Genomic DNA, 23,183 nt, shown 5'->3' on the forward strand with positions numbered 1-23,183 from the left:
GTTTACGGCGCCTGCCGCGAGCGCACCTGTTCCCGATAGAAGATGTAGACGCCGCTGCCGACGATGACGGTGGTGCCGAGGATGGTCGACAGGCGCAGTTCCTCGCCAAACAGCATCAGCGAATAGACCGCCGCCCACACCAGCGTGGTGTAGCCGAAGGGTGCCACGGTGGCGGCCGGGGCGGCGCTGTAGGCGCGGATCAGGCAGAAATGGCTGATGCCGCCCAGCGTCCCCAACAGGATCATCAGTGCCGCACCCGTCACGTCGGGCGTCACCCAGTTGAAGGGCAGGGCCAGCGTGCAGGCCACCGTCCCGGCCATGCCGGTGTAGAAGATGGTGGTCGTCGGCGAGTCCGCGCCCCGCAGCTTGCGCGTTGCGATCTGGTACAGCGCATTGCAGAAGGCCGCCGCCAGCGGCAGGGCCAGCGCCCATTGGAAGGTGCCGCCCACCGGCCCGATGATGATCAGCGCACCGGCCATGCCGGCCAGTACGCCGGCCCAGCGCCGCCAGCCGACCTTCTCGCCGAGCAAGGGCACCGACAGGGCCGTGATCAGGACCGGCACCGCGGCGGCGATCGCCTGCACCTCGGCAAAGGGGATGCTGCGCAGGGCGAGCACCGCGAACAGCGTGGTAGCCAGCAGCAGGCAGGAGCGGACGAGTTGCAGGGGCAGCCGGTGCGACACCATCAGATGCGGGCTGCGCCACGCGACGACCAGGCCCACAAGGGCCATGTGCACGGCGAACCGGGCCCAGGCGACCTCCACCACCGGATAGCTTTTGGTCAGGACCCGGATGGTGGCGTCCTGGGTGACGAACAGCAGGGTCGTCAGCATCATCCAGAAAATGCCGGCCCGGGCCGATCGCCGGTCCGCCAGGGACCGCTCCGCCTTGGCCGCCTCCTCGGCTGCGGCCGGACAGCCCACAGCCGTCGTCGTCTCCCCCGTACCCATCGCCCCCGCTTCCCCAGCCTCGTCATATTAGTATACGGGCGGAGCGCAGGCGGTGCCTTGCCAAGGGCGGGACATTGCCGTGCCCAAGGCGCAGGGCTTTGGAACGTCAGATCCCCGCCACGCCCCACAGCAGCAGCGCCACCAGCCCGACCAGCAGCAGGGTGGCGACGGCGGAGAGAGCGAGCGCCCGCCCGATGTCGGCGGGGGTGGCGCGGGCGCGGCCGTCGCCGATCCAGCTCTCGGTGATGACCACGCCGCCATCGCGGTGCGGCCCACCCAGCGCCAGACCTAGCGCGCCGGCCATGGCGGCGATCGGCCAGCCCATGTTCAGCGACGGGTGCTTGCGCGCGTCGCGGCCAAGCGCGCGCAGGGAGGCGCCGGCTTTGGCGGTGCCGATGAAGGGGGCAGCCAGTGCCAGCAGCAGTCCGGCCAGACGGGCGGGCAGGGCGTTCAGCGCGTCGTCCAGCGTCGCCGCGGTCGATCCGAACCGGCCATGGCGGACGCCAGGGCTGCCCAGTGCAGCATCGGCACCGTCCATCGCGGTCCAGACGAACAGGCCCGGCACGCCGAGCAGGGCATAGCCGAACACCGGTGCCACCAGTTTGCGGTCGAAGGCGCGAGCCGCGGCCTCCACCGCCGCGCGGGCGATGCCGTGCTCGTCCAGCCCATAGACATGGCGGCGGGTCAGCGACTGGATCGCCTCCTGTCCGGCGACGACTCCGCCGCTTTCCAGGGCGCGGCGCACAGCCCGCACCCGGGTCCAAGCCGCCCGGCCGCGTAGGCCGCAGAGCAGGGCCAGCAACTCCACCATCCAGCCGCGGCCGATCGAGCCGATCCACTCCACCAGCAGCCCGGCAGCGACGGCGATCAGCAGCAGCGCCAGCACCACCAGCGCCCCGCGGATCACCTGGGCAGACTTGCCCCGCTCTGCCCGGTTCAGCCGCGCGTCGGCGGCATTGCAGAAGCGCCGTGCCAGCCCCGCCGGGTCGGGCAGGATGCGGTCCAGCCAGTCGCCGAACAGCGCGTCGATCCCCAGCGCCAGCAGCAGGAGCAGCAGCGGGCCGGGACCGCCGAAGGCCGAACCGAACATGGAGTCTCCGCGGGGTAAAGGCCGGTCGTCAGCAGACGTGAATCAGCGGGCGCCGGCTTGGCGCAGCAAGGTTCCTACGCGGGAGTTGCGGCTTTCCTGCGACCAGTTCAGCGCCGTGCGGCCGGTGAAGTCGGAGCGGTCGACCTTGGCCCCGGCCTTCAGCAGCCGCTCCACCACGTCGGCACGGCCGGCGCGGGAGGCGACCATCAGCGGGGTCATGCCCTCGCGGTTCTCCAGATCGACCTTGGCGCCCTTCTTCAGCAGCAGGTCGATCAGTTCCGGGTTGCCGTTCTCCGCCGCGACCAGCAGCGGGGTATTGCCCGCCTTGTCGGCGCGGTTCACGTTGGCGCCGCTGTCGAGCAGCAGGGCGGCGATGGCCGGGCTGGAACGGTCGACGGCGGCCAGCAGCGCGGTCTTGCCATGGATGTCGGCCTGGTTGGGGTTCTCGCCCCGCAGCAGGGCGCCCTTCGTCTTGGCGACGTCCCCGTCATTGACCGCCTGCATCAGGCCGGTGTCCTGGAACAGGCTGATCTGGGCGAGTGCCGGAACGACGGAGCCGGCCGACAGACCGGCGGCGAACAGGGTGGCGAGCAGGAGCCGCTTCATGGCGGGTGTCCTTCCTTGACAGCATGGGTGCCGGATACTAGCCAGAAGACCGATGCTTTTGCCAGATCGGCCTTCACCGCCGGACTGGGCGCGTGCAGTTCCGCATCGACAGGTTGAAGCCCATGCTCCGCAATCCGCTCGCCCGCCGCATCGCAGCCCTGAGCGGAACCTTGCCCCCGCTTTCCGGTTGGATCCGGATTGTTCGGACTTCCTGCCAAGCGAAGGGGTGGAGGCATGATCGAGAGCCGCGACCAGAACCCGACCACGATCGATTCCAGTGCCTGGACGGGAGATTCCGGGGCCGCCGGAACCGACGCTACGGTGCGCGAGGCCGTGGCGGTCTTCGACAGCCGCGATGCCCTGCAAGCCGCCATCGACGACCTGACGCTCGCCGGCTTCCAGCGCCACGAGCTGAGCCTGCTGGCCAATGACGAGACGATCCGCGAACGGCTGGGCGAGGTGCCGCGCGACGTCGGCAGCCTCGCCCACGATCCCGACGCGCCGCGGCAGGCCTACATCTCGCCGGAGGATGTCGGCAGCGGCAAGGGGGCTGCGGTCGGCTTCCCCGCCTATGTCGGCGCCATCATCGCCACCGGTGCGGTGCTGGCCACCGGCGGGACGGCGCTGGCCGCCGCTGCTGCCGCGGCAGCGGCCGGGGTGGGAAGCGGAGCGGCCGGCTCCTTCCTGTCGCAATGGATCACCGACAAGCGCAACGAGCCGATGCTGCAACATCTCGACAAGGGCGGCATCCTGCTGTGGGTCACCATCGGTGACGCCGCGCGCGAACGCATCGCGCTGGAGGTCCTGAACCGCCACGCCACCCAGCCGGCCGAGGTGCACGAGGTCAGGCAGACCGGGTCGATGTGACGATCGGCCGTTGCTTCACCCCTGACCGGGCTACCCCCGTCTCCCCCGGCGGATCAGGGCGTCGGGGGTGAAGTCCTCCTGTTTCAGCGGGGCGTCATAGCGCGGCGGAGGCAGGCCGTTCTCCAGGCCGCGGGCGGTGTAGCGGTCGGCCGTCAGGTCGAAGGCGAACTCCATCGTCGGCACCAGGGCCGGGACCTGCCAATCCGGCAGCGGATGCGCCTCGGCGTAGCGTAGAAGCTCGCCCTTGCCGTTGTAATGCTCCGACGCCAGGATCTGCCAGCTGTCCTCGTCCAGGTAATAGGTGCGGTCGGGCAGCGAATGCTTGAAGTTCGGCTTCAGCCGGGCGTCGACCACCCAGACCCGGTGCATCTCATAGCGCAGGAACTGCGGATTGGGATGGCGCGGCCACAGGATGTCCCGCATCGACAGGCTGGGGTTGGTCAGCCGGTGGGCGTTGTACGGCATGTACATCTCGCGCCGGGTCACCAGCGTGTAATCGAAGCGGTCGAGCGCGCCGCTGAACATGTCCAGCATGTCGGCGGTGCAGACGCCGCCCGTCACCGGATCCGGCGTGTCATAGGCGAAGTCGGGCGCCGGCGTCACCCGCCCGCGCTCCCCCTCCCGCGCCCAGGCGCGGGTGCGGGCGGCGATCGGATCCAGCGTCCCCTGAATGATCAGGCTGCTGCCCGCCTGCTCCTTCGGTTCCAGGATGGTGCGGCGATAGAGCAGCGGCGGAGCGGACGCATCCCCGGCGGCATAGGGGGAGGCGAAATCCTCGCGCAGCTTGGTCAGTGACCGGGTACCGTCGCCGGACTGGACCACCGTCAGGCTGGTGCGCGACACGCTGCCGCCCCGCCAGCGCAGCTTGTGGTTCCACATCGCCTGCACGCCGTTGGCCGGAATGGGGAAGGGCACGCCCACTGCGGCATCGCGCAACGCCAGTCCGTTCTCGCCCAGCTTGGCGCGGTCGGCATTGGCGAGCGAGGCGTCGTAGATGCGCTGGGGGGCGGCGGCGCTGCGGCGGCAGGGGAACAGCGCCAGTTCGAAGCTGTCCGGGTATTTCGCCAGCAGCGCTTGCTGCCCGGCGGTCAACCGGACCTTGTAGCGCTCGACATCGGCGGCGCCGACGGTGAACCAGCGGACATCCTCAATGTAGGGATCGGGCGAGGGACGGTTGGGAACATAGCCACGCGGCGCCTCGGTCAGGCCGCCGGTCCAGGGCGGGATCGCCCGCGTGCGGTTGCCGGCCCGCACCGCCCCGAAGGGCGTCAGCTCCTCGCCCAGCCGCGGCACGCCGACATCGGGCGGGGCGCCCTGGGCCAGCGCACCCCTCGGGGTGGCAGCGGCGGCAGCAGTGGCGCCGATCCTGGCGGCGCCCAGCAGCAGGCCGAGGGTCTGCCGCCGGTCAGGGTGGAAGTCCGTCGGGTCGCTCATGCCGTCGGCCGCTCCGCAAGGGCCAGTTCCCGTTCGATGGCGGCGCAGGCGGTGGTGAAGGCCTCCTTCAGCCGGTCGGCCTCCTCCTTCAGCCGGGCAAGCGGGGCGCCATCGGCGGCGGACTGTTCGAGCATGCGGGCAGCCTCGGCCAGCGGCTTGGCGCCGGCATTGCGGGAGGAACCGTTCAAATTGTGGGCGCAGGCCCGCACTCGGTCGCGGTCCCCTTTGTCCAGTGCCGTGTAAAGGTCGGCGATCACATCGTGGCCGATGGTGATGAAATCGCCCAGCAACTCCGCCAGCATCTCGCCATCGCCACCGCATAGCGCGCGCAGGCTGCCCAGTTCGACAATGGACCCGACCGGCGTCTGCTCGGTGGCGGCATCCTTCTCCGGAGCCGGCGGCATCCAGCGCGCGAGCGTCGCCCCCAACTGCGAAAGCTCCAGCGGCTTGCTCAGCACGTCGTCCATGCCGGCAGCGCGGTAGCTCTCGATGTCGGCGGGGGCGGCGTTGGCGGTGATGGCGACGATGGGCAGGCGGTGGCCGGCCGAGGGTTCGTCGTCGCGAATCCGCCGGGTCAGCTCGAACCCATCGATCTCCGGCATCTGAACGTCGGTCAGCAACAGGGCGAAGTGCCGCTGGCCCTGCCGCATGGCGTCCAATGCCTCCAGCGCTTCCGCTCCGCCGGGCGCCATCTCCGCGGCATAGCCCAGCGACTGAAGCTGCATCAGCAGAACCTTGCGGTTCACCCGATTGTCTTCCGCCACCAGGATCAGGCGCCCTTGGGCTTCCGCCTCCTCCACGCTCGGTGCGCCGGCGGCGTGGCCGGTCGCGGTCCTTGCGCCGGCCGGCGACAGCAGGGTCGAGGGATGGGCATGGGCGGGCTGGGGAAGCAGCCTCCCGGCGGCGACGGCCACCGCGCGCAGCAGGACCAGCCGGCGCAGAGGCCGGCTCAGCACCACGGTGCCGGCCTCTGCCCCACGGGTGGTGGGGCGGGAGGCCGGGCCGGGCATCCCGCCTGTTTCGTGGCAGAGCAGAACCACCGGCGGCCGGGCCTCGCCGCTGCGGCGGCCAAGTTCCTCCGGCGCGCAGGCGGCGGCGGGGACGTGCAGCGCCTCGTCGACGGTGACGACTCCGACGGCACAGCCGGCCTCGCGCGCGATGCGGGCCTGTGCCGCCAGTTCGGACGGTGAGGCGGCGGGCAGCACGTGGGCACCGGCCTGTTCCAGATAGCGGGCGAGGAAGCCGCGCTCGGTATCGTCGGGCACGCCCAGCAGGACGGTCAGCCCGTCCAGAGCGACCGCATCCTGGCTGTCCTCTGCCGACACAGGCGCCGCGGCACGGGCGAGCGGCAGGTGCAGCCAGAAGATGGAGCCGACGCCGGGCTCGCTCTCGACCCCGATCTCGCCGCCCATCAGCGCTGCCAGCCGCCGGCTGATCGACAGCCCCAGCCCGGTGCCGCCGAAGCGCCGGGTGGTGGAGCTTTCCGCCTGGGTGAAGGGCTGGAACAGGCGCCGGCGGGTGGTCTCGGCGATGCCGATGCCGGTGTCGCAGACGGCGATGCGCAGCATAACCTCTTCCCCCGAGCCGGCAGAGGCGGGCTCCAGCTCGGCGCGCAGCACGACGCGGCCGGCCTCGGTGAATTTGATGGCGTTGCCGGCCAGATTGAACAGGATCTGGCGCAGCCGCACCGGGTCGCCCAGAAGTACGGATGGGATCGACGGCTCGACATAGGTCAGCAGTGCCAGCCCCTTGGCCCCGGCGGCGGGGGCCAGCGTCTCCGCCACCCCTTCGACCAGCGCCGGGACCGACAGTGCCACCCGTTCCAGATCCATCTTCCCGGCTTCGATCTTCGAGAAGTCCAGGATGTCGTCGATGATGCGCAGCAGGGCGTTGGCCGACTCGCGCATGGTGCCGACGGTATCACGCTGGTGGTCGTCCAGTTCCGTCCGCTCCAGCATGCCCAGCATGCCCAGCACCCCGTTCATCGGCGTGCGGATCTCGTGGCTCATGGTGGCGAGGAAGGCGGACTTGGCTTTGGTCGCTTCCTCTGCCTGCTCGCGGCTTTCGCGCAGCTCGCGCGTACGCTCCGCCACCCGGGTCTCGATCGATTGGATCTGGTCGAAGGCGCGCAAGGCCGCAATCACTGCGGTGAACAGGCTTTCCACCGACAGGTCGGCCTTCGGCTTGTAGTCGTTGATGTCGTAATCGACGATCACGTCGCGCTGCGGCGCCTGACCCGGCTGGCCGGTGCGCAGGATGATGCGGACATCGCGGTTGCCCAGTTCGTCGCGAATCCAGCGCACCAGCTTCAGACCGGAATCATCCTCCTCCATCACCACGTCCAGCAGGACCACGGCGATGTCGCGCCGGCGCTCCAGCACGTTGCGGGCATCCGCCGCGGTGAAGCTGCTGATCAGGTCCAATCGGCGCCGCTGGAAGGTGACGTCGGCCAGCAGCAGCCCGGTCATCGCATGGACGTCGGACTCGTCGTCCACCACCAGGACCGCCCAGGGCGGGGCAGCCGGATCGGCCATAGCCTCGCGCGTGGCGGCGGCCTCGCCGGGGCCGGGCGCGGAACCGTCCGTCTCCTCGTCGGCGAACTGGATCTCGTCGTCGTCGTAGGCGCCGATGCTCATGCGGGTTCGGTCTCCAGCGCTACGGTGGGCGGCGCGGGGTTGGAGGTGGCGGCAGGGGTAACGGCGGTCTTCGGGATGCGCAGGGTGAAGGTAGTTCCATCGCCGGGAACGCTGTCAACCGAGATCCGCCCGCCCAGCGACTGGGTGACCAGATTGAACACGATGTGCAACCCCAACCCGCTGCCGCCAGACCCACGCCGGGTGGTGAAGAAGGGTTCGAACACCTTGGGCAGGTTTGCCGCGGCGATGCCGAGGCCGTCGTCGGCGAAGCGGATCTCCACCTCGTCGTCCGTCACCTCGTCCACATCGATGACGATGTGACCCTTGCTGTCGGCCGGGAAGGCGTGGGTCAGCGCGTTCATCACCAGATTGGTCACCACCTGGCTCAGCGCGCCGGGGAAGCTGTCCATCTGGATGCCCGGCGAACAGGCGATGGCGACGCGGTGCGGGCTCTTGCGCAGGGTGGGGCCGAGCGAGGTCACCACCTCCTCCAGATAGGCCAGCAGGTCGAAGCGGCGGCGCTCCTCGCTGGTCTGGTCGACGGCGACGCGCTTGAAGCTCTGGATCAGTTCGGCGGCACGGGTCAGGTTCTGTTCGATCAGGCGGGAGGATTCGCTGGCGGTGGCGACATAGGCGGCAAGGTCGGACTTCTTCATCGTGCCGCGCTCGAACGCCTCGGTCAGGACGCCGGTCCGGCCCGACAGATGGGTGGCGCAACCGAAGGCGATGCCGATCGGGGTATTGATCTCATGCGCGACGCCGGCGACCAGCAGGGCGAGCGAGGCCATCTTCTCCGCCTGGACCAGGTTGGCCTGCGTCTCCTTCAGGTCGGCATAGGCCCGTTCCAGCTCCTGCATCGCATTGAAGATCTCCTCGGCCGACCGTGCCTCCACCGTCACGTCGGTCAGGGTGCGGACGAATCCGCCCTCCGGCAGCGGGTTGGTGCGCACTTCGACGATACGGCCATCGGGGCGGCGGCGCTTGAAGGTGAAGGGCTGGTCGATCAGACCCGCCGGCTCGTCCGGCGGCATTCCGAAGCTAGGATCGAAGCTGCCGCCGAAGCTGCTTCCGCTGCCCTCCGCGCCGATTCCGTAGCTCAGATACAGGTCGGGGTCGTCGCCCATCTCGCCGAACTCGCCCTGGCGGCGCTGGAGCGCCACCAGATCGGCGAAGCATGGGTTGCCGGCCAGCACCTCCGGCGGGATGTTCAGCAGCTCCGCCGCCCGGCGGTTCGCCGTCACCACCCGACCGTCGCCGTCGACCTTGATGATGCCCTGGTCGGTGTTGTCCAGCGTGACCTGCAGCACGTTGCGCTCATGCGCCAGATCCAGTTCCGCCCGCACCCGTTCGGTGACGTCGGACATGGTTCCGGTCAGGCGGCGGGCGCGGCCGTCGGGATTGCGCTGGGCGGTGGCGCGGTCTTCGATCCAGGCCCATCGGCCGTCGCGCCGGCGCATGCGGTAGATGGCGGTGTAGGCCATGGCGCGGTCGCGCACCCGCCGCCGCGACTCGGCCATCACCCGCTCCGTCTCGTCCGGATGCAGCAGCGAGGACCAGGTCTCCGCCGTCATCGACAGCTCGTTCGGACCATAGCCGAGAAGGGCGGGGAACTCCTTCGACCACCAATATTGCCCGGTGCGCAGGTCGTAATCCCAGACGGAGGAGCGGGTGGCGGTGATCGCCAGCGCCAGCCGCTGCTCGCTCTTGCGCAGGGCGGCCTCCTCCTGTCCCAGCCGGGCGAGCATGGCGTTGTGGGCCTGGATCACCCGCCCCAGCTCGTCGGCGGCGCGCCAATCCACCGGCCGATGCCCGCCGCCCCGTTCCGATTCCAGGATGGAGGCGATCAGCCGCCCCAGCGGCCGCCCGACCGTCAGCCGCAGCGCCGCCAGCGCCGCCGCGATGGTGCCGGCCAGCATCAGCAGAAGCAGCAGCGTGGTGTTTACCACCTCCTGCCGCAACTGCTCGCGCACCACGTCGTGGCTGTAATGCAGGGTGATGGTGCCGACCTGAAGATGCTGGACCCGGATCGGCCGCCGTTCGATGTTGGCGTCGCTGCTCAACGGGCAGCTCGGCCCCGGCCAGGCGAACAGCCCGTCGGCCAGATCGTCGCTCACTTCGACGCAGACCAGCTCCCGGTTGGCGCCGATGGCCTGGATGACGTTGCGGATCGCCTGGACGTCGAAGGTCCACAGATTGCTGGACAGCGCCGCCGCGTTGATGTCGGCGATGGTCGCCACCTTCTCCCGCAGTGCCGCCTGCAAATCCTTGTAGCGGTCATAGAAGAACAGGGCCGAGAACAGCGAGACCGCGACCACGAGGCTCGGCACCAGGATCAGCAGGAACTTGGCCGATACCGTCGGTACGCGCCGCCATGCCTCAGCGATCCTGGTCATGCATTGCCGTTCCGGAGGTTCGTTGACAACGGTTTTTTAGGGGGCCATTGGCAATGGCGTGGCACGCGAAGCGCGTGCCTTCCCAAGGACGTTCTACCCCGTTGCGCGATGCCCGTCCATGCGGGCGGGTCCCAGGGACGGGCGTTTGAGGGGAAATGTCGCGCGCAAAGGGAATGGGCGCCTCTGCGTAGTATCTGGACTTGAGGGCAAGTGAGCGCTTGCACTACTGTGCATATGCGAATGCCCTTGGTTTCGCGCGCATTTGTATGGGCATGACCGGGACCGGGGACCGGTCGAGAGGACCTGTTGAGAGGATCCATGGATTTCAAGACGATCAACACAGGTGATGCGGCGGAAGTCTGGCTGACGGGCCGCCTGGAGTTCACCGACCATGACCGGCTGAGTGATATCATCGCGCTGGTGGAGCAGTCCGCCGCACGGCGATTCGTCCTCGACCTGTCGGGGCTGGAGTTCATCGACTCCGCCGGTCTCGGCATGCTGCTGGTCCTGCAGGACGAGACCGAGAGCCGCAACATCAAGATGATCGTCCGCGGGCCGGCCGGCGACGTCAGGCGGTCGATCGAACTGGCGCGGTTGAGCGAGGTCATCACCGTCGAGTTCTGAACCGCCGGCCCGCTTGCCGGTCTCTGTCCCAGGGGAGTTTGCCGCATGGACGCCGCTCGTTACGATTGCATGGCCGAACCGGCCGTCCGCGGCTTCAGCCTGTTGCGCGACCGGGTGCCGGCCGATATGGCCGCACGCGTCGTGGCGCGCTTCGCCGGGACGATGCAGGATCACCTGGACGAGCCCGCGGCAAGGGGAGGGCAGGCAGGCGGGCGGGCGGTGGAAACGCTGCTGATGGAACGGGCCGATCACGACAGGTTGCGCGCCGCCTTCGGCCGCAGCCCCTTCCTGACGGTGGAATTGGGGGAGGACGCCGACGAAAGGGCGGCGCCGCTCGACGACTGGTCGGGGGCGTCGGCGGCGGACCATCCCGACCTCCCCGGCTTCTACCTGTCGCTGACCACCGGCACCGCCTATGGCCTGCAATGCCCGGTGCTGGTCTGCGACGAACTGGCGCGGCGCGGTGTGCTGGAGCCGCAACGCCGGTCCAACGTGGAGCTTTGCCTGCACGAGGCCGTCGCCAACGCCATCGTCCACGGCAATCTGGGCCTGTCGAGTGCGGTGAAGGGGGAGCCCGGCGGCTACCGCCGCTTCAGCGAGATGATGCGTGACCGGCTGGGCGACCCCGCCGTGACGCGGCGGCGGCTGGACATCTTCTGCCGCTGGAACGACCGCTGCGTCGCCATCGCGGTGGTGGATCAGGGCGGTGGCTTCGACACCGAACTAGCCCCGGCGACCACCGGCAACAAGGCGCGGTCGGGCCGCGGCTTCGTCTTCATGCGGACGCTGGCCTCACGCGTGACGGTGACCGACGGCGGACGCTGCACCGTCCTGCAGTTCGACCGCTGACGGAGCGTCCATGGCCGTGCCCGCCCTGTCGCTGTCGGACTGCCGCGTCCTAATCGTCGACGACAATGAATTCAACCGCAAATCGCTTGCCCTGGTGATCCGCCGCGCCGGGATCACCGACATTGCTTTCGCCGAGAACGGCCGCGAGGGGCTGGCGGCGGTCGACCGGTTCCGCCCCGACCTCATCCTGCTGGACGTCGACATGCCGGTGATGAACGGCTTGGAGATGTGTCAGGCGCTCCGCCGCAATGCAACGCACGAGCAGCTTCCCGTCCTGTTCCAGACTGCGCTGGACAGCGACGAGGAGCAGGTCCGCTGTTTCGAAGCCGGCGGCAGCGACTTCATCTCCAAGCCGATCAAGCCCGGCGAATGCGTGGCCCGCGTCCGCCACCAGCTGGAAAAGCGTAAGCTGTTCAACGACCTCGCCACCTTCCGCGAGCGGGTCCAGCGCGAGCTGTCGCACGCCCGCGCCATGCAGACCTCGCTTCTGCCGGAGGACCGGCGGCTGGCCGAGGTGGCGGACCGCTACGGACTGACGCTGGACGCCCATTTCGAGACCTCGTCGGAACTGGGCGGCGATTTCTGGGGCCTCTATCCGCTGGGGGACGGGCGGCTGGGGCTGCTGATGGTCGATTTCGCCGGGCACGGCATCACGGCGGCGATCAACACCTTCCGCCTGCACACGCTGATCGACCGCTTTCCAATGCAGCATATGACGCCGTCGCAATGGCTGGCGCAGCTGAACGTTGCGCTGAACGATGTGCTGCCGCGGGGGCAGTTCGCCACCGCCTTCTTCGGCATCCTCGACATTGCCGTCGATACCCTGACCTTCGCCGCAGCGGGCTCGCCCAACCCGGTGCTGGGGACGCCGGCCGCGATCAAGGAAAACGGGCCTGACATCCGCCTGCTCGATTCGGCCGGGCTGGTGCTGGGCGTCTCGCGCCGGGCGCAGTATGTCGACCAGAGCCATCGACTGCCGCGCGGCGGCTTCCTATTCCTCTACAGCGACGCCCTGATCGAATGCGGCGGCGACGAGATCGGCCCGCTGGGACAGGATGCCGTGCCCGATTTCGTCCGCGACGCGCTGGCCCGCGACCGCCAGCACCCGCTGCGCCCGATGATGGACAGCTTCTATGCCCGTACCCGCCTGCCGCTGCGCGACGATCTGACCGCGGTGTGGGTTGCCAGAAGGGCGTGAAGCTGGGGCGTGAGCCTTATGGTGCGAACTGTTCCTTCAGGATGCGCTCTTCGAAGTTCAGCTCGGGATCGAACAGCAGGGTCAGGCCGACCTCGCGGCATTCCTGCACCTCGACCCGCAGAACCTCGCGCACTTCGGTGAAGTCGGCGACGGCGCTGACCGGACGCTTGCCTTCCTCCAGCACGTCGAAGGTGATCTTGGCGGTGTGCGGCAGCAGTGCGCCGCGCCAGCGTCGCGGGCGGAAGGCGCTGATCGGGGTCAGGGCCAGCACGCCGGCATTCAGCGGCACGATCGGGCCGTGGGCCGACAGGTTGTAGGCGGTGCTGCCAGCCGGCGTCGCCACCAGGGCGCCGTCGCAGATCAGTTCAGGCAGCCGGACCACCCCGTCGATGGTGATGCGCAGCTTGGCTGCCTGCCGAGTCTCGCGCAGCAGCGAGACCTCGTTGATGCCAAGCGCCTCCACCCGTTCGCCATTGACCCTGGTCGCCACCATCCGCAGCGGATGCAGGCGGACATGCTGGGATTCCACGATTCGTTCGGCCAGATCCTCCTCGCGGTAGGCGTTCAGCAGGAAACCGACCGACCCGCGGTTCATGCCATAGACCGGCGTCGGGCGCTCGCGGTTGCGGGTCAGCCCCCGGTGCAGGGTTTCCAGCAGGAAGCCATCGCCGCCCAGCGCAACGATGACGTCGGCTTCATCCGGCATGGCATTGCCATAGCGGTGGACCAGCCGGGTGCGGGCGGCGCGCGCCTCATCCGTGTCGGCGCAGGCGAAGGCGATGCGCAACGCGTCGGGCGCGGGCATCAGGGGGGCCTGCGCATCTGCGGACGGGAAGAGGGCGGGCACGGCGGCCGGCGGCGTGGCGGCGGGATCGGTCATGGCGCGACCATACCCCAGTCCGGCCTTCGCGCAAAAGTATCGCGCGGTGACGAGACGATGCAAAAGAGCGCATCCATCGGTCGCACCCATTGGTCGCACAACGAAAAAGGGGACCGCGGACGGTCCCCTTTTTTACGATATGGAACGGAGCGGCCGGACTTACTCGACCATCTCCGAAACCATTTCCTCATCATCGTCGCCCGAGGTGCGCTTCGGCCGGTTGCCTTCGGCATAATCGAAGGCCGGCTTGTCGTCCTTGACGGTGACCTTGACCAAGCCGCCCTTGCTGAGCTTGCCAAACAGCAGCTCTTCCGCCAGCGGCTTCTTGATGTACTCCTGGATCACGCGGCCAAGCGGGCGGGCGCCATAGAGCGGGTCGTAGCCCTTCTTGCCCAGCCACTCGCGTGCCTCTTCGTTCAGCTCGATGGAGACGCCGCGGTCTTCCAGCTGCGCTTCCATCTGCATGATGAACTTGTCGACGACGCGGTTGATGACCTCCTGCGTCAGCGGCGCGAACGGGATGATCGCGTCGAGACGGTTGCGGAACTCCGGCGTGAACATCTTCTCGACCGCTTCGATGTCCTCACCGACCCGGCGGTCACGCTCGAAGCCGATGGCGGGCTTGGCCATGTCGGCGGCCCCGGCGTTCGACGTCATGATCAGGATGACGTTGCGGAAATCGACGATCTTGCCGTTGTGATCGGTCAGCTTGCCGTGGTCCATGATCTGCAAAAGGATGTTGAACAGATCCGGATGGGCCTTCTCGATCTCGTCCAGCAGCAGGACGCAGTGCGGGTGCTGGTCGATGGCGTCGGTCAGCATGCCGCCCTGGTCGAAGCCGACATAGCCCGGCGGGGCGCCGATCAGGCGCGACACGGTGTGCCGCTCCATATACTCCGACATGTCGAAGCGGGTCAGCTCGATGCCCAGCGTCATGGCGAGCTGGCGGGCCACCTCGGTCTTGCCGACACCGGTCGGGCCGGTGAACAGGTAGTTGCCGATGGGCTTCTCCGGCTCGCGCAGGCCGGCGCGGGCCAGCTTGATCGCGGAGACCAGCGCGTCGATCGCCTTGTTCTGGCCGAAGACCATGGTCTTCAGGTCGCGCTCCAGGTTCAGCAGTGTTTCCTTGTCGTCGCGGCTGACCGACTTCGGCGGGATGCGGGCGATCTTGGCGACCACCGCCTCCACGTCCTTCACGCCGATCTTCTTGCGACGCTTGTTCTCCGGCAGCAGCATCTGCGCCGCACCGACCTCGTCGATGATGTCGATGGCCTTGTCGGGCAGCTTGCGGTCGCCGATATACTTGGCCGACAGCTCCACCGCGACGCGGATGGCGTCGTTGGTGTAGGTGACCTTGTGGTGCTTCTCGTAATAGGGCTTCAGGCCCTGGAGGATCTTGATCGCGTCCTCGACCGACGGCTCGTTGACGTCGATCTTCTGGAAGCGGCGGACCAGCGCCCGATCCTTCTCGAAGTAGCTGCGGTATTCCTTGTAGGTGGTCGAGCCGATGCAGCGCAGCGAACCCGACGCCAGCGCCGGCTTCAGCAGGTTCGAGGCATCCATCGCCCCGCCCGAGGTGGCGCCGGCGCCGATCACCGTGTGGATCTCGTCGATGAAGAGGATGGCCCCCTCCGTCGCCTCGAGTTCCGACACGACGGCCTTCAGCCGCTCCTCGAAATCGCCGCGATAGCGCGTGCCGGCCAGCAGCGAGCCCATGTCGAGCGCGAAGATGGTGGCGTTGCGCAGCACCTCCGGCACTTCCTGCTGGACGATGCGGCGGGCGAGGCCTTCGGCGATGGCTGTCTTGCCGACACCGGGGTCACCGACGTAGAGCGGGTTGTTCTTCGACCGCCGGCACAGGATCTGGATGGTCCGTTCGACCTCCTGCTCCCGGCCGATCAGCGGATCGATCTTCCCGCCGGACGCCTTCTTGTTCAGGTTGACACAATACGCCTCTAGCGCTTCGCTGCCTTTTTTCACGACCTTCTCCGCCGCCGCCTCGTCGTCAGCGCCCGAGACACGCTTTGTTTCCGAGCGGCCCGGAGCCTTCGCGATTCCGTGAGAGATGTAGTTGACCGCGTCGAACCGGGTCATTTCCTGCTCCTGCAGGAAGTAAACCGCGTGGCTCTCGCGTTCAGAGAACAAGGCAACGAGCACATTTGCTCCCGTTACCTCCTCACGTCCCGACGACTGGACGTGGATGGCCGCACGTTGCAGAACCCGCTGGAAACCAGCCGTGGGCTTGGCGTCGTCGGGCCTGTTCGTGATAAGGTTCGCCAGCTCGTTGTCGAGGTAATCCGACAGTTCCGCGCGCAGGCGGTCGAGATCGATCCCGCAAGCGCGCAAGACGGCGGTAGCATCGGAGTCTTCGGTCAACGCGAGAAGCAGATGTTCGAGCGTCGCGTATTCATGCCTGCGCTCGTTCGCGTGGGCCAGGGCTCGGTGCAGCGTCTGTTCCAGGTTACGCGACAGCATGTGTGGGTCTAATCCTTTTCTAACGTGCATTGAAGCGGATGCTGGTGCTGGCGCGCAAAGTCCATCACCTGCGTGACTTTCGTCTCCGCCACCTCGTAGGTGAACACGCCGCACAACCCCACACCCCGCCGGTGCACATGCAGCATGATCTGTGTCGCTTCCTCCCGCGATTTGCTGAAGAAGCGTTCGAGAACGAGAACGACGAACTCCATCGGAGTGTAGTCGTCGTTCAGCATCAACACCTTGTACATCGACGGCTTTTTTGTCTTTGGCTTGGCCTTGACGACCACGCCGCTGTTTGTGCCGTCGTTGCCCTGCTTGTCAGAGTCGGCCATGGTCCCAGTCGAATGTCATCGCGATGCACTGTCACTGAGAATGATATGGTCATTTCGGGCGCGGTGGGAAGGGGCCGTTTTCGGTCTCCCTCCATTTGGCAGACCCTCCTTTGGTCCATCCGGCCCTCCGATACCCCGAAATAGGAGACACCTCTTCCGGTTGGGCCGCAATCGGCGGAAAACCCTAGTCCTTCGTGTGGGGTCCTTCGCGTAGGGCCATGTGGAGTCGCCGGGACGGGGATGCGCACGCAAAACGGCCCGGCATCCCTGTCCGGGATGCCGGGCCGTCACGATGCGGTCCTTCATGTGGGCCTTGTCTGCCCGCCAGTCAAGAAAGCCGGTGGGGCCAAGCCGGTCAGGCGGCGACCGGCTTCTTCGACAGGACCTCGACCGTGGCGTTGACGCGGGCATTCAGCGGGGCCAGCGCCTCGTTGGCGATCTTGACGGTCAGCTCCTGCAGCTTGGTGCTCTCCGACACCAGCGCGTCGATGCTGGCCTTGGCGTAGGCGTTCTGCAGCTCGACCAGTTCCTGGATCGTCTTCACCGCCAGCAGGGCCTTGGCGTTCGACACGCTCTTCTCCAGCGAGGACTGGGTGAAGGCAGCCACCTGCTTGCCGGCCTCTTCCGCGCCCTTGGCGACGACGGTGCCGGACTTCACGAGCGCGTCGACATTCTCCTTGGTGAGAACGGTCAGCTCGTCATAGCCCTTCAGCACCTTGGCGGAGGCTTTCTCGATCTGCTCCTGCTGGGCCTTCACCAAGCCTTCCAGGTTCTGCTTGGCGGTGGCGATGGCGTCTTCGACGGACTTGGTGACGGCAGCGATCTGGTCGGACATGGCTATGCTCCTCGCGCTCTCTCAAGGGGTCAACCGCGCGGCCCCGACGATGCGGCGGCCGGTTGCGGAGTGGGTTGAAACCCTCGGGCCCCGTCGGGGCGGGCGCCCGAGATATGCTGCACTGCAACATGAGCGGAAGATAAGGGCAGCTTGGAGTGGAGTCAATGACTATTGTGCACTGCACAAAATCCTTTGACGCGAAATTCCGGAGAGGTTGATGCCATATGCCCGAACGCAGAACGGCCCGGCAACCGCGTGGAGGTTGCCGGGCCGTTTGCGATGCCGGGGTCCATCGCTGAACCCCGGCCGTCTGGTGCCGTCTGACAGGTCCGATCGGCCGATCAGGCGGCGAGCGGCTTGGCGAAGGTCTCGACCGTCGCGGTGACGCGGGCGTTCAGCGGGGCCAGCGCCTCGTTGGTGACCTTGGTGGTCAGTTCCTGCAGGCGGCTGGTCTCGGCCAGCATCGCGTCGAAGCTGGACTTCAGGAAATCGTTCTGCAGCTCCACCACTTCCTGGATGGTCTTGGCGGTCAGCAGGGCCTTGCCGGTGGTGATCGACTTGTCCAGCGCCGACTGGCCATAGGCGACGACTTCGCGGCCCAGATCCTCGGCGCCCTTGGCGGCGATGGTGCTGCTGGCGATCAGCGCCTCGACATTGGCCTTGCCGGTGGCCTGCAGGTCCTCGTAGCTCTTCAGCAGCTGGGCGGCGGTCTTCTCGAACTGCTCCTTGGCGGCGGTCGCGGTCTGCTCGAACTGCTTGACCGTCTGCTCCTGGCCAGCCTTCACCAGGCCCTCATACTGCTCCTTGGCCTGGGCGGCGACGTTTTCGAGCGACTTCGGCGTGAACTGGTTCATGACGCGCGTTCCTTCCTGGCTGATGCCGGCGTTCGTATGTGAGACCCATCCGCCGCAAAGCGTGGCGAAGAGCCTGCCGGCAGCGGTGTGCGTTGCGTTTTTTACGTTGTGCAGCCGTTGCTGTTTTCCCCCGGACACCGCAAGGCGACGCTCGGGAAATGTTGCACTGCAATATAAGGATTTTATGGGCTAAGCAAAGCGCGGTGTCAACAGTCCGTTCGGGGTGTATCCGGCTTAATACCTTGCGCTGCACCATACCCCTATCGCGCGAAGCTTCGATGACAGCCGCGTCACCCCTGTTGCCGGGCCTGCGGCGGATGTCCTTAACGAAGGCTTTACCGGCGCTGGGACAAGTGTAGCGTGGCTGCGGGCGGGATTCGCCTCGGCCAATGGTCAGGTGCGGCGCTTGGACGCGGCGCGCCGGGCCATCCGCTCTTCAGGCCGCATCTTCGGGACCATTTCGATCATGACCTATTGCCTTGGCATCAAGACCCGTGACGGCCTGATCGGTCTGTCGGACGGCCGGATCACCAGCGGATCGCAGCTCTCGTCGGCCCGCAAGGTCACGATGATGGGCAGCGGTAGCGACCGCTTCTTCATCATGAATTCCGGTCTGCGCAGCGTGCGCGACAAGACGCTGGCCTATCTGCGCCGCGACATGCAGAAGCGCCGGGGCGAATCCTATTCGACCATGCTGGACGCGGTTTCGGCCTTCACCGCCTGCCTGCGGCAAGTCGCCGCGGAGGATAAGGAGTCGCTGGAGGCGTCGAAGCTGCACTTCAACCTGCATGCCATCGTCGGCGGCCAGCTGGCCGAAGACCGCGAACCCTACATGTTCCTGGTCTATCCGGAGGGCAACTGGATCGAGGTGGACGAGCGCACGCCCTACCTGTCGATCGGCGCCACCGCCTACGGCAAGCCGATCCTGGACCGCGCGCTGACCTACGGCACCGACATGCAGACGGCGCTGAAGCTGGCCTACCTGTCCTTCGACAGCACCCGCTTCTCCAGCAACGACGTCGGCTTCCCCATCGACATGGTGTCCTACCATGCCGAATCGCGCAGCTGGCGCCAGTCGAACTACGACTATGACGACCTCAGCGAACAGCGCCAGTGGTGGAACCGCAACCTGACCGAACTGGCTCGACGCATGCCGGACGGCCCCTGGGTCGAGACGCTGGTTCCGGAAGAGATGCGTCCACGACGGATCGCGGAAGAGACGGCCTGATCCTCTCTCAATACCCCGGAAGGGCGCTCAGCAGCAGCGCCCCGAAGGGGGCGGTGGGACCCACCAGGCCATCACGTCCGACCTGGACCTCGAAGAACACGCCGCCGTCCGCCAACTGGCCGGAAGGGGGCAGGGTACGCGGCGCCTCATCGGCGGGCGGCAGGCCGGGAAAGGCGATGCCGGTCGGATCGATGCTGCGCAGAAGCTCCGGGAAACGGGCGTCGGTGAAGCGGCTGGACGGATAGGGGTAGGCGGTGAAGAACCACTGCCCGGCCCGGCAGCCGTTGATCAGCCAATAGAAGCCGTTGGACGGCAGCCGCAGCCCCTGGGGCGGTGGGTCGAACGCCCCGTCCTCGCGCAGGCGGCCGACGAAGCTGTCGAACTGCGCGGCGCTCAGCTGCAGGGTCGCGGTATTGCCGCGCGCGGCGGAAAAGGGATCGGCCAGCGTCAGGCGTGCGAGGTCGGTCGCCTCGATCACATGCGCCTCGACCACCGCACCGCCGCGCTCGGGATCGCCGATGATGTCGTAGGTGCGCACGTGCCGATTGTAGTCGGCGTTGAAGATCAGGCGATAGCGGTCGGCGCCGTCCTTGCCGCAGCGGGTGCGCAGGTCGTCGCCGTTGAGATAGCTGAACCAGGTCAGCTTGCGCGCCAGCGGGTTGTCGGTCGGCCCCACCGAACTGCAACCGGCAAGCGCCAGCAGAGAGGCGGCCATGGCCGCTGCCGCACCTTGGCGGAAGGCGCGGCGGAAAAGAGTGGCCAGGAAACTTGTCCGAACGCTTCTTTGATGACCACGGCTCATTGTCGCTTGCCTCGCGTCAGCGGCCCCTGGTAGGTGGAGAACGAAGGGCGTGGCGGCAAGAGCCGACATGCGGGCTCCGGTGGGCTTCAGCCTGTCGGAGGGCGCCGGTAACCCGTTTGCCCCTTGCCGCAACCCGTCCGCCGTGCCGTCCCCGCCGTTCCTTTCCTCTTCATGCAGGACCCGCGATTTTGGCCACAGAAACTGCGAAAAGCCAAAGCAGTAAATTAACGAATTCATGCTAGACACTGATTTCGCACGAATTTACCATTGAACCAAGCACCAAGATCTAGCGGTTGGCGGGGCCATCATGAGTGTAACGCGCAACACCGTTCGTAACGGATTGTTTCCGTTCGCCTTTCGCGCGGCGGATACGGCCGGCGGGCGGAGTTCGGCGGGTGTGGGTCGCCATTTGCTCGCGGCAGCCGCGCTGCTGGGCATGGTGGCCGTCGGCTCCGGCCTGTCCGCGGCGGAAGCGCTGGCGGCGAAGGCCGCGGCCATCGTCGTCGACGCCCGCACCGGGCAGGTGCTGATCGACCAGGACGCCGACGCGATCACCCATCCGGCGTCGCTGACCAAGATGATGACGCTCTACCTGACCTTCGACGCGCTCGAGGACGGTCGTCTGACCCTCGACCAGCAGTTGCCGGTCTCGTCCTGGGCGGAGAGCATGTCGCCGACCAAGCTCGGCCTGCGCGCCGGCCAGACGCTGAAGGTGGAGACGGCGATCCTCGGCCTCGTCACCAAGTCGGCCAACGACGCCGCGGTGGTGCTGGCGGAGGCGCTGGGCGGCACCGAGTCGCGCTTCGCCGAGATGATGACGCGCAAGGCCCGCGAACTGGGCATGCGCCACACCGTCTACCGCAACGCCTCCGGCCTGCCGAACATGGAGCAGGTGACGACCGCCCGCGACTACGCGGCGTTGTCCCGCGCGCTGATGCGCGACCATGCCAAATATTACCCCTATTTCAGCCGCCGCAACTTCGTCTATGGCGGCCGCACCCTGGCCAACCACAACCACCTGATGTCCCGCTACGAGGGCATGGACGGCATCAAGACCGGCTACACCGTGGCGTCCGGCTTCAACCTCGCCGCCTCGGCGGTGCGCGACGGGCGGCGGCTGGTCGGCGTGGTGCTGGGCGGCAAGTCGGCGGTCTCGCGCGACAACAAGATGGCGGCGCTGCTCGACCAGGCCTTCGGTCGGCCCAACCGCGGCCGCGACGATGCGCCGGTCATGGCGAGCCTCGACACCACCCGCTCCGACGCTGTCGATGGCGAGGGGGACGACGACGATGAAGAGCCGGAGGTGAAGGCCAAGCCGGTCCGCGCCTCCCTGCAGACGGCGGCGGTTCCGGCTCCGATCCCGGTGGCACCGACCCGGGAGGAGAAGTCCTCTCGCGGCGGCAGTTCCTCGCACTGGGGGGTCCAGGTCGGCGCCTTCTCCAGCAAGGCGGCCGGCAACAAAGCGGTGTCGCAGGCGGTCAAGCAGGCACCGTTCCTGCTGCGCAGCGCCAAGGCCAGTGTGGTCGAGGCCAAGACCGGTAAGGAGACCGTCTACCGCGCCCGCCTGACCGGCCTGGACGAGAAGGACGCCCGCAAGGCCTGCGCCGTCCTGACCAAGCACGGCCATCACTGTGTCGCCGTTTCGCCCGGAGAGCGCGGCTAGAGGCCAGGGCTGACAGGCGACGCCGGACCACCAGCGCCGTCGGCGGGGGCTTTCATCCCCGTGCGGCGCTGCGTTCCAGAAACTCCAGCGCCGCCGCCAGCATGCCGGTCACCTCATCGGCCCGGCGGGCCGGAACGGTGTTCGGCTGTTCCAGCTCCGCCTCCAGCGCGCGGGCGGACCGGCGCAGGGCGACGCAGCCATATTGGCCGGACACGCCGGCGATCTTGTGGGCCATCGCTCCGGCGGTCGCCCGGTCCCCGCGCCCCAGTGCCTCGTCCAGCGCCTGTCCATGCTGGCGCAGCACCGCTGCCGTCTTGCCGATCAGTTCGGCAACGCGGGCTGCGGGCAGCATTTCCCGCATCGTCCTGATGGCGCCCTCATCGAAGGCCGGTTCGGTCGCCGACATCGAGGCCGGCGCTCCGCCGCCCCGACTGCCGTCAAGCGTTGCCGAAAGGGTGTCCAACCGCAGTGGCTTGATCAGCGTGCCGTCGGCGCCGCAGACCGCACAACGGTCCTGGCCTTCAGCGGTCGCACTGGCGGTCAGCATCAGGATGCGGGGAGCGGTACCGTTGGGCTGACGCCGGATGGCCCGGACCGCCTCGTCGCCGGGCAGGCCGGGCAGGCCCAGATCCATCAGGATCAGGTCGAAGGCGCTTTCCGCAGCCGCGGCCACGGCGGCCGGCCCGTCCTCCACCGCCACCACGCGATGCCCGGCACGCTCCAGCAGGGCGCGGGCAGCGAGGCGGGTGACCGTCTCGTCCTCCGCCAGCAGGATGTGCAAGGGGGGCGCTGTAAAGGGGGGGGCTGTGCCCGTCTGGTCCGCCGGCATGCCGGTCGCTCTTCCCGGTTGATCTGGAGACAGCAGTCTAGCCGGTTCCGTGCCCGGGCGCATCCCCGTGGACGGGCGGCCAGCCCACAGGCGCCGGGTCACACCGTCGGCGAGGCCTGGGTGAACATCGGATCCTCGATCCGGTGCAGGCGGCCGGCCCCGGTCATTGCGGCGCGCAGCAGCAGCATCTTGCGGCGGGCGGCGGCCAGCTTGGCGACCGGTGCCTCGCGCAGGATCTCCGCGCCATAGGCATCGGCGACCATCAGGCCGCATTCCTCCGGGATCAGCTCGGTTGGGAAACTGTCATCGACGGCGAAATAGAAGGCGTCGCACCATTCGCGATACTCCTGCCATTTCTGATCGGAGCGGAAATCGGGAACGCCGCTCTTCACCTCGATAATCAGGATGTTGCCGGCTTCGTCGATGGCGAGCACATCGGCCCGCCGGCCGCTCGCCAGCCGGAATTCGGTCATGGTCGCATAGCCGCGTGTCGCCAGCGCCCGCCGGACGCCGCGGAAGATCGGTGGCGCACCCCCTGCCAACGGGAGGGTCCCATCGCTGGGAACCGGAACGGCAATGTCGTCGCTCATGGCGTGGTGCCACCATTAGAACGGGAACGTGTGGAGAACATGCGC

The 23,183-nt window shown here is 67.8% G+C and carries 20 protein-coding genes; 6 read left to right on the forward strand and 14 right to left on the reverse strand.

Features of this window, described 5'->3' with window-relative positions; genetic code table 11:
* Nucleotides 1-2: 2 nt before the first annotated feature.
* The 3 genes from J2848_RS00520 to J2848_RS00530 all read right to left on the reverse strand — a co-directional run bounded on the left by J2848_RS00520 (nt 3) and on the right by J2848_RS00530 (nt 2,646).
* Entirely contained in the window at nt 3-950 is a 948-nt protein-coding gene (locus J2848_RS00520; RefSeq protein ID WP_149230539.1) for a DMT family transporter, read from the reverse strand.
* Between the two features lie 106 nt (nt 951-1,056).
* Nucleotides 1,057-2,040: a cobalamin biosynthesis protein gene (locus tag J2848_RS00525; protein WP_149230540.1), complete on the reverse strand. Its 984-nt coding sequence runs from the start codon at nt 2,038-2,040 to the stop codon at nt 1,057-1,059.
* Between the two features lie 42 nt (nt 2,041-2,082).
* On the reverse strand, nt 2,083-2,646 hold the full coding sequence (locus J2848_RS00530; protein WP_149230541.1) for an ankyrin repeat domain-containing protein: 564 nt from the start codon (nt 2,644-2,646) through the stop codon (nt 2,083-2,085).
* Between the two features lie 234 nt (nt 2,647-2,880).
* Between J2848_RS00530 and J2848_RS00535 the strand changes: the two genes are divergently transcribed.
* Entirely contained in the window at nt 2,881-3,513 is a 633-nt protein-coding gene (locus tag J2848_RS00535) for a hypothetical protein (RefSeq protein ID WP_149230542.1), read from the forward strand.
* Between the two features lie 30 nt (nt 3,514-3,543).
* On the opposite strand, the gene J2848_RS00540 is transcribed toward J2848_RS00535, so the two are convergent.
* The 3 genes from J2848_RS00540 to J2848_RS00550 are packed head-to-tail and all read right to left on the reverse strand — an operon-like array spanning nt 3,544 to nt 9,976.
* The gene (locus tag J2848_RS00540) at nt 3,544-4,947 is read right to left on the reverse strand and encodes a DUF1329 domain-containing protein (protein WP_149230543.1); all 1,404 of its coding nucleotides are present in this window, start codon (nt 4,945-4,947) and stop codon (nt 3,544-3,546) included.
* Complete coding sequence (locus J2848_RS00545) at nt 4,944-7,583, reverse strand: response regulator (protein WP_149230544.1); 2,640 nt, start codon at nt 7,581-7,583, stop codon at nt 4,944-4,946. The genes J2848_RS00540 and J2848_RS00545 overlap by 4 nt, the downstream gene beginning before the upstream one ends.
* Nucleotides 7,580-9,976 (reverse strand): ATP-binding protein, encoded by a 2,397-nt coding sequence (locus J2848_RS00550; protein WP_246193745.1) that lies wholly within the window; start codon nt 9,974-9,976, stop codon nt 7,580-7,582. Before J2848_RS00550 ends, J2848_RS00545 begins: the two co-directional genes overlap by 4 nt.
* Before the next feature lie 318 nt (nt 9,977-10,294).
* Between J2848_RS00550 and J2848_RS00555 the strand changes: the two genes are divergently transcribed.
* From J2848_RS00555 to J2848_RS00565, 3 genes are read left to right on the forward strand one after another with little or no spacing between them, the layout of a single operon-like run.
* Complete coding sequence (locus tag J2848_RS00555) at nt 10,295-10,600, forward strand: STAS domain-containing protein (RefSeq protein ID WP_149230545.1); 306 nt, start codon at nt 10,295-10,297, stop codon at nt 10,598-10,600.
* A 45-nt stretch (nt 10,601-10,645) separates the two neighbouring features.
* Nucleotides 10,646-11,449: an ATP-binding protein gene (locus J2848_RS00560; RefSeq protein WP_149230546.1), complete on the forward strand. Its 804-nt coding sequence runs from the start codon at nt 10,646-10,648 to the stop codon at nt 11,447-11,449.
* Between the two features lie 10 nt (nt 11,450-11,459).
* Nucleotides 11,460-12,647, forward strand: coding sequence for a PP2C family protein-serine/threonine phosphatase (locus J2848_RS00565; RefSeq protein ID WP_149230547.1), 1,188 nt, complete (start codon nt 11,460-11,462; stop codon nt 12,645-12,647).
* 16 nt (nt 12,648-12,663) lie between these two features.
* On the opposite strand, the gene J2848_RS00570 is transcribed toward J2848_RS00565, so the two are convergent.
* From J2848_RS00570 to J2848_RS00590, 5 genes are all read right to left on the reverse strand, one after another.
* A complete protein-coding gene (locus J2848_RS00570) occupies nt 12,664-13,527 on the reverse strand; it encodes an NAD kinase (protein ID WP_318604927.1) in 864 nt (287 codons plus the stop codon).
* A gap of 159 nt (nt 13,528-13,686) precedes the next feature.
* On the reverse strand, nt 13,687-16,002 hold the full coding sequence (clpA, locus tag J2848_RS00575; RefSeq protein ID WP_109075459.1) for an ATP-dependent Clp protease ATP-binding subunit ClpA: 2,316 nt from the start codon (nt 16,000-16,002) through the stop codon (nt 13,687-13,689).
* Nucleotides 16,003-16,010: 8 nt separating this feature from the next.
* On the reverse strand, nt 16,011-16,337 hold the full coding sequence (gene clpS / locus J2848_RS00580; protein WP_063633957.1) for an ATP-dependent Clp protease adapter ClpS: 327 nt from the start codon (nt 16,335-16,337) through the stop codon (nt 16,011-16,013).
* Nucleotides 16,338-16,692: 355 nt separating this feature from the next.
* Entirely contained in the window at nt 16,693-17,172 is a 480-nt protein-coding gene (locus J2848_RS00585; protein ID WP_149230548.1) for a phasin family protein, read from the reverse strand.
* Nucleotides 17,173-17,513: 341 nt separating this feature from the next.
* A complete protein-coding gene (locus J2848_RS00590; protein ID WP_149230549.1) occupies nt 17,514-18,026 on the reverse strand; it encodes a phasin family protein in 513 nt (170 codons plus the stop codon).
* A 466-nt stretch (nt 18,027-18,492) separates the two neighbouring features.
* Between J2848_RS00590 and J2848_RS00595 the strand changes: the two genes are divergently transcribed.
* Nucleotides 18,493-19,254: a proteasome-type protease gene (locus J2848_RS00595; protein ID WP_149230550.1), complete on the forward strand. Its 762-nt coding sequence runs from the start codon at nt 18,493-18,495 to the stop codon at nt 19,252-19,254.
* Between the two features lie 7 nt (nt 19,255-19,261).
* Here the strand turns inward: J2848_RS00595 and J2848_RS00600 are convergent, their stop codons facing one another.
* Entirely contained in the window at nt 19,262-19,969 is a 708-nt protein-coding gene (locus tag J2848_RS00600) for a hypothetical protein (RefSeq protein ID WP_149230551.1), read from the reverse strand.
* Nucleotides 19,970-20,453: 484 nt separating this feature from the next.
* On the opposite strand from J2848_RS00600, the gene J2848_RS00605 reads away from it, so the two are divergent.
* On the forward strand, nt 20,454-21,719 hold the full coding sequence (locus J2848_RS00605; protein ID WP_149230552.1) for a D-alanyl-D-alanine carboxypeptidase family protein: 1,266 nt from the start codon (nt 20,454-20,456) through the stop codon (nt 21,717-21,719).
* A gap of 52 nt (nt 21,720-21,771) precedes the next feature.
* Here J2848_RS00605 and J2848_RS00610 read toward each other — a convergent pair whose 3' ends face one another.
* Together J2848_RS00610 and J2848_RS00615 are read right to left on the reverse strand one after the other, a co-directional pair.
* Complete coding sequence (locus tag J2848_RS00610; RefSeq protein WP_281288548.1) at nt 21,772-22,548, reverse strand: response regulator; 777 nt, start codon at nt 22,546-22,548, stop codon at nt 21,772-21,774.
* A gap of 98 nt (nt 22,549-22,646) precedes the next feature.
* Nucleotides 22,647-23,138 (reverse strand): MmcB family DNA repair protein, encoded by a 492-nt coding sequence (locus tag J2848_RS00615; RefSeq protein ID WP_149230554.1) that lies wholly within the window; start codon nt 23,136-23,138, stop codon nt 22,647-22,649.
* Nucleotides 23,139-23,183 lie beyond the last annotated feature (45 nt).

This window comes from Azospirillum lipoferum (genome assembly GCF_024170005.1).
GTDB classification, from domain to species: domain Bacteria; phylum Pseudomonadota; class Alphaproteobacteria; order Azospirillales; family Azospirillaceae; genus Azospirillum; species Azospirillum lipoferum.